Raw genomic sequence first — 6,414 nt, forward strand, 5'->3', positions numbered from 1 at the left:
CGATCGATTTTGTGGAACACACCATGCACATTGATTCAAGCAAATGATAATAATCTAAAAACGTCTAGGCACAGCGACGGACGGGAGTGCGATCGCTTATGATCGAGTTGTAAATTTTTGTTACGAAGTATTGTGCAAGACTACCTATGAGGTGCTTTGGGAACGGAGAGAGAGGGATTCGAACCCTCGTTAAAGTTACCCCTAAACAGCATTTCCAGTGCTGCGCCTTCAACCGCTCGGCCATCTCTCCAATTAAGGTCACGATCATCAATCCTACAGCAAATGCTGCCGATCTGTCAAATTATTTTTCTTTTTCCGAAGATGACCGATCAGGTTATACTTCATCTGGACGGGAAACCCTGTCAGTTAAGGGACCTGCGCTTTGATAATGTACCTTTTGGGCGAACGCAGTTCGCCCCTACATTGTGGACAAAATCCGTTACTGTAGGGGCGCAAAGCTTGCGCCCTCCGATCGATTGGGATATTATTCCCACGCAAGTCCCTAAGCATACCCTAGATATTGATTTAAGATGGCGGCTGTAGCTAGACCGGTTTTTTGCCAACTAAACTCATCGGCCTGTTTTTTGCCTAGATTACTTAATTTGGAGTGTAATTGTCGATCTTGAGCGATAATTTTTAGGGCATCGGCTAGGGACTCGACTCGATAGGGATCGATTAAAATTGCCGCTGTTGCCGTGATTTCTGGCAAAGATGACAAATTTGAGGTAATGACCGGTGTACCGCAGGCCATAGCCTCTAAAACGGGCAATCCGAAGCCTTCCCAGAGACTGGGGAAGACTAAAGCAGTGGCTTGACTGATCACTTTGGGCAGCTCATCGTAGGGGATATAATCGAGGAATTTAATGCGATCGCTGACTGCCAATTCTCGCGCTTGTTGTTGTAAATTGGGGGTATAACGGCGATCAAAGCTGCCGGCAATCCAAAGATGATAATCGCTTAAATCTGGGGGCAGTTGGGCAAAAGCGGCGATTAAACGCGGTAAATTTTTATAGGGATTGGGACGACCGAGATAGAGAAAATAGGGATGTTCTGGCTTATTATCTTCCATAGGGCGAAAGTGATGATGATCGTAGGCTAGGGGAATAGAAGTAATTTTATCGGCGGGAATTTGATAATATTCAGTGATATCTTTGGCCGTTGCCTGAGAGTTACAGATGATATGTTTTGCCTGTTGTAATACCTGCGGCACATAATAACGGAAATAGTGGGTTAGGGGGGAAGTAAGACTGGGAAACCGCAGGGGAATTAAATCGTGGACCATGACGACAAAGCGACAGGGAGAATTTATTGGCGCTTCTGGGAGGGGAGAAAAGAGTAAATTGGCGTTTAATTGTCGGTAAATTGACGGTAACTGCCACTGAGTCCAGAGTAAGCGTTTTAAATGACCTTTCGCTCCTTGATCGGGGCCGAGACCCTTGGGGATAGAATAACAGTTAAAGTCGGGATAACTATTAGCTGTTAGTAGGGTTGGTTCTAAATTTTTTAGGTAGGGTAAGAGGTTAAGAATGTAGGTACTGATTCCCGTGGGTTGGGGAAAAAGTACCGAGAGATTAATTAATAACTTAGGCTGTGTATTCACTAATTACCCTGTTGATATTTGCTGAGAATTTCTGAGATATATTGGTAGCCTTCCAGTCCAATAGATTTAATCAGGGAGGAACGTTCCAGACTGAAAGTCCGCTCAAAAGCGGCGATATTTTTGCCGCGAATAACCGTTAATAGACTAGCAGCTTGTCGCCATTCTGCTGCACCGATTTCGTGCAGCCAATACATTCCTAGAGAACCGCTATAAATTGCCTGTTCAAAATTCTTGTCTTGATAGTAAGCTTCGCCTAAATAAGTTAGTAATAACCCTTGCAGATATAGATCTCCGTAGTATTTGGCCGATTCCAATCCTTGCAGGAGAATATTAATCGCCTCTTCGGTTCTTTCAAGGACAAGATATGCTAAACCTAAACTGCTACAACAAAGGGATTTACTCTGCCAATCTTGGAGACTTTCGGCTAACTTTAATCCCTGCTGTAAATACTCGATCGAACTTTGATAAATTTCGGGATCATATCTCTCTAACTGTTGCGCTTCCTGTACCTGACTATAACCCAAATTAGCTAAAGCATTAGCCTGTCCTAAACTATTACCCTGTTGACGACTTAAAATTAAAGCTCTCTGACTTAAATTAATCGCTTCTGTATAGTTTTTTTGGATAGCATTGAGACGAGATAAATGGTTTAAATTAGCTATTTCACAAGCAGAATCCTGCTGTTGACGAGCAATTTCTAAAGCTTGTTGATGACATTCTCTGGCCTGTGGATAGTCGCCACGAATGCGATTAGAATAGGCAATTAAAGTTAAAATTCTCGCCTTTTCTCCCGTACCTTCCACATAACGCAGAGGAATTGATAAATAATCTAAGGCCTCCTTGAGATAACTACCAGAAAAGGAGGCAAAAATTCCCCCGTATAAAGGAAAATAATCCCGTTGAGCAAAGGTTCTCAGAATTTGTAAAGCCATCTGAAAACAGCCCCGACTATAGAGGGAATTTTTACTAACTTGCTCGAAACTATTCGTTAACAGTGACCAAATTAAAGCAAAGGTGAGAAAGGTAGAAATGGATAATTTGGCTCCTAATCTTTCGCTATAGATACGCTGATCAAAAAAGTTAATTAGTCCTCTTTGGATATATTGAAAAACAATAGCAGTTTCTACCCAATCGGTTAAAGTTAAATCCTGAGGGAGAGAATCAAAAGCTTGTTGATTAGCTAAACTTTCTAAGACTCGTTTTAACCAGGAGGGATTAACTTTACTTGCCCAAATTTGCCAAGGATTCACTCGCTCATTATCATTAGTAAAACCAAGATTGCGATTTTGTTCATAGAGCCAACTGGTGAGATCATTCGATAAATTTGACCAAGTATTTAACCCCAGATTAATCCCCGTGGCAATTTGCCATAGATCCGCTTCTCCCCGCTGCTGAGCAACTGTCTGTAAATGCTTGGCTAACTGTTGTAATTGTTCTAGGGTTAAAGCATTATTTTGATTGGGATCAATTAAATTCACTAACGTCAGTAAACGATCCTCTCGATCAATGTTCACCAGATTATCGATCGCCGCTGCAGTGAGAGAATTTTGCTGATTGGTTTTTTGATATTTTTCCCATTCACTTTCGATCGTTTCCATGGCCCGCAAAACCCTAGTGGCTTTAATTTTTGTTTCTAACTGTGAGCGAGTAACGATGATTTTTTCGGTTAAACAACGCTCAAAAATTTCTCCTGTGCCATTTTTTACTCCCTCGGCTAAAAGGTTATAAACCTGTGATTTAGCCCTAATTTTTCCTTCTAAAGTTAGATTGACAATGCGCTCAATTAGTGCATTATAAGCTTCGTTGAAGTTATCTCTATTTTCTGTCATAGGGGGTTTTTCAGTTATCAGTAAACAGTAATTAGGGAGAGGTAAACAGTAAACAGTGAACCGAAAACTCAGATCTGATCACCGAGTCACTGATCACCGATAAGGCTGATATTTGGGGAAATTGTCTAGAAATCATGACAAAATTTTTGTAATGGTTGAGCAGGCAAGGGATAAGATAGCATAAGTATAGAATTTAACAAAAAATCTGGTTAACGGACATTGATCAAGTCGATAGCGCAGTGTCAAACGAGTTCTTTTCCCGCTCAGGTATGGCAATTAGATCACGGCTTAACCGTAATTCATCAGTATTTACCCGTGACTCCTGTGGTGGTGGTGGATGTGTGGGTGAAAGCAGGTGCGATCGCTGAACCTGATCCATGGTTAGGTATGGCCCATTTTCTCGAACACATGATCTTTAAGGGGACAAAAAAACTCCCCCCCGGACTCTTTGACTATTTAATCGAAAATTGTGGCGGAATGACCAACGCTGCCACCAGTCACGATTACGCACACTTCTATCTCACCACCAGTGTGGATCAAATTGAACATACCCTACCCCATCTGGCCGAAATTCTCCTCCATGCTGAGATTGACGATGAGGAATTCTATCGGGAAAAAGATGTAGTTCTAGAAGAATTACGGGCCTGTTATGATGATCCCGATTGGATTGCCTACCAAACCCTCTGCGGAAGTATCTATCAAAACCATCCCTACGGACGCTCTATTCTAGGGGATCAACCCTGTTTAGAGCAATTAACCCCCAATCAAATGCGCTGTTTCCATCGCACCTATTATCAACCAGAAAATATGTGTGTGGCGATTATCGGGGGAATTGAACCCCAACCAGCTTTAGAAATTATCCGGCAATCTTTTCGGGAATTTCCCGTCCCCTCGGAATCCCCTCCCCATCTGGTGGCTGCCGAACCCCCCCTGATCGAAATTCGTCGTTCCCAAGTACATTTACCCCACCTAGAACATTCTCGTCTCTTGATGGGATGGACTGGACCAGGATGCGATCGCCTAGAAGATGCCTTTGGATTAGACTTGCTATCGGTAATTCTTGCCGGAGGACGCTGTTCGCGGTTAGTGCGACAGCTGCGGGAAGAAGCGCAAATCGTCCTCGATATTAACAGTAATTTTTCCCTGCAACGGGATTCCAGTCTCTTTACCATCGGCGCTTGGCTATCTAGCCCACAAACTGAGACAATTGAAGGTATTATCTGTGAACATCTCCAACATCTGCACGATCATCCCGTCACCCCCGCAGAATTACACCGCACTCAACAGTTATTAGCTAACGATTATATTTTCTCCACAGAAACCCCGGGCCAATTAGCGGGACTCTATGGATATTATCAAACCCTGAGAGCTGCCGATCTAGCCACGATCTATCCCCAAGTTATCCAAAGTTTGCAACCGTCAGATCTCCAGCGTCTGGCTCGTCAGTATCTCTCCCCGGAGCGATATGCTATTACAATAATGCAACCCTGTGAATAAAAGATGTCCGCTTCCCCCATTCACCGCTTAACCTTAGAAAATGGCATCACCCTTTTAGTGGTGGAAAATACGGCCGTGGAGTTAGTTGCAGGGAGGATTTTTCTCAAAAATGCGGGTACTCGGTGGGAAAAAACCGAAAAAGCGGGTTTATTTCGTCTTTTAGCCGTGCTGCTCACCAAAGGTACAGAAAAGTTATCTTCCCTAGAAATTGCTGATCGCATTGAGTCCACGGGGGCCGGTTTAAGTGCGGACACGGGGACGGATTATTTTGTGGTTAGTTTAAAGACTGTTACAAAGGATTTTTTAGATATATTGCGTCTAGCGGCGGAAATTATTCGTTTTCCCAGTTTTCCCCCCCCAGAAATCGAATTAGAGAAAAATCTCACCCGTCAAAGCATTCGCTCTCAATTGGAACAGCCTTTTAATGTGGCTTTTAATCAATTGCGCGCCGCTATGTACCCCGATCATCCCTATGGTATGTCTTTATTGGGTACGGAGGCAACGGTTTCGCAATTGCAACGGGAGGAGCTGCTGGCCTATCATAGTCGCTTTTTCCGTCCCGATAACTTGGTAATTAGTCTTTCCGGCCGTATTACCCTAGAGCAAGCAGTAAAAGCAGTGACGGAAATTTTTGGCAGTTGGTCAATTCCCGATCTTCCTTTATCTAGTTTACCCCCAGCCGCTTTTGATTTTCAGCCCACCTGTTTAACTACCATCCAAGCTAGTCAACAGGCGATCGTTATGTTAGGATACCCCGGCTCTTCTGTACAAGAGGATGATTATGCGGTTTTAAAATTATTGAGTACCTATCTGGGGAATGGGTTATCTAGTCGTCTATTCGTGGAATTGCGAGAAAAACGGGGATTAGCCTACGATGTTTCCGCTTTTTATCCCACCCGTCTCGATTCTTCCCAATTTGTCATTTATATGGGAACTGCACCCCAAAACACCGCCATGGCCCTGTCGGGATTGCGTCAGGAAGCAGAAAGGTTATATAAAGTAACTTTGAGTGAGGAGGAGTTACAGTCAGCTAAAAATAAGTTATTGGGTCAATATGCTCTCGGTAAACAAACTAACGCCGAAATCGCTCAATTATATGGTTGGTATGAAAGCTTAGGTTTGGGGATTGAATTCGATCGCACTTTCCTGGATTCTATTAATCAGATTACTCCCGAACAAGCGCGATCGGTAGCCAGCAAATATTTTCAAAATCCTTACATTTCTTTAGTCGGTCCAGAAAATGCGATCGCAGAAATTCTCTAGTCAGAGCAAAAAGCAGCAATAAAAAACTATTGCCGCTTCTATTTTTGATTAACTCCCCGGGTGGGATTCGAACCTACGACCAATCGGTTAACAGCCGACCGCTCTACCACTGAGCTACCGAGGAAGGCTACTCACAATTAATAATTATAATCATAAGTCCCTCAATAATGCAAGTGTTTTCTGGATTTTTTCTCAAAAAAATTTCCGGCGCTGGTAGCGATGGGG

Annotated in this window: 4 protein-coding genes and 2 tRNA genes; 2 read left to right on the forward strand and 4 right to left on the reverse strand. The window is 43.3% G+C overall.

What is annotated here, in order from left to right:
• Nucleotides 1-163 precede the first annotated feature (163 nt).
• From MICAI_RS06365 to MICAI_RS06375, 3 genes are all read right to left on the reverse strand, one after another.
• Nucleotides 164-250 (reverse strand) — tRNA-Ser (locus tag MICAI_RS06365).
• A gap of 252 nt (nucleotides 251-502) precedes the next feature.
• Entirely contained in the window at nucleotides 503-1,600 is a 1,098-nt protein-coding gene (locus tag MICAI_RS06370; RefSeq protein WP_008199344.1) for a glycosyltransferase family 4 protein, read from the reverse strand.
• Complete coding sequence (locus tag MICAI_RS06375) at nucleotides 1,600-3,429, reverse strand: tetratricopeptide repeat protein (protein WP_008199345.1); 1,830 nt, start codon at nucleotides 3,427-3,429, stop codon at nucleotides 1,600-1,602. Before MICAI_RS06375 ends, MICAI_RS06370 begins: the two co-directional genes overlap by 1 nt.
• Nucleotides 3,430-3,648: 219 nt before the next feature.
• On the opposite strand from MICAI_RS06375, the gene MICAI_RS06380 reads away from it, so the two are divergent.
• Together MICAI_RS06380 and MICAI_RS06385 are read left to right on the forward strand one after the other, a co-directional pair.
• Entirely contained in the window at nucleotides 3,649-4,926 is a 1,278-nt protein-coding gene (locus tag MICAI_RS06380) for a M16 family metallopeptidase (protein ID WP_008199346.1), read from the forward strand.
• Nucleotides 4,927-4,929: 3 nt separating this feature from the next.
• Nucleotides 4,930-6,189 (forward strand): M16 family metallopeptidase, encoded by a 1,260-nt coding sequence (locus MICAI_RS06385; protein ID WP_008199347.1) that lies wholly within the window; start codon nucleotides 4,930-4,932, stop codon nucleotides 6,187-6,189.
• A gap of 52 nt (nucleotides 6,190-6,241) precedes the next feature.
• Here the strand turns inward: MICAI_RS06385 and MICAI_RS06390 are convergent.
• A tRNA-Asn gene (locus tag MICAI_RS06390) sits at nucleotides 6,242-6,313 on the reverse strand.
• Nucleotides 6,314-6,414 lie beyond the last annotated feature (101 nt).

The sequence above is a fragment of the Microcystis sp. T1-4 genome (assembly GCF_000297435.1).
Lineage (GTDB): Bacteria > Cyanobacteriota > Cyanobacteriia > Cyanobacteriales > Microcystaceae > Microcystis.